Genomic DNA, 572 nt, shown 5'->3' with positions numbered 1-572 from the left:
TATCTTATCTTGAGGGGGGCTTCACGCTTAGATGCCTTCAGCGTTTATCCCTTCCAAACTTGGCTACTCGGCCATGCACTTGGTAATGCAACCGATACACCAGAGGTTCGTCCAACCCGGTCCTCTCGTACTAAGGTCAGCTCCTCTCAAATATCCTACGCCTACGCCGGATAGGGACCGAACTGTCTCACGACGTTCTGAACCCAGCTCGCGTACCGCTTTAATGGGCGAACAGCCCAACCCTTGGGACCTACTACAGCCCCAGGATGCGATGAGCCGACATCGAGGTGCCAAACCACTCCGTCGATGTGAACTCTTGGGAGTGATAAGCCTGTTATCCCCAGGGTAGCTTTTATCCGTTGAGCGATGGCAATCCCACTTTATACCACCGGATCACTAAGTCCTACTTTCGTACCTGCTCCACCCGTCGGTGTCACAGTCAAGCCTCCTTCTGCCTTTGCACTCTTCGAATGGTTTCCAACCATTCTGAGGAGACCTTTGAGCGCCTCCGATACCCTTTCGGAGGCGACCGCCCCAGTCAAACTCCCCGCCTGACATTGTCCTCTGCCCAG

The 572-nt window shown here is 54.5% G+C and carries 1 rRNA gene; it reads right to left on the bottom strand.

Annotation, left to right across the window (positions count from 1 at the left end):
- Positions 1 to 572: ribosomal RNA gene (locus tag HBB17_RS08145) — 23S ribosomal RNA — on the bottom strand; the annotation flags it as partial.

The sequence above is a fragment of the Anaerosporobacter faecicola genome (assembly GCF_012070565.1).
GTDB lineage: Bacteria > Bacillota > Clostridia > Lachnospirales > Lachnospiraceae > Anaerosporobacter > Anaerosporobacter faecicola.
The sequence above is the reverse complement of the archived record's forward strand: the minus strand, read 5'-3'. Positions and strand labels throughout refer to the sequence as shown.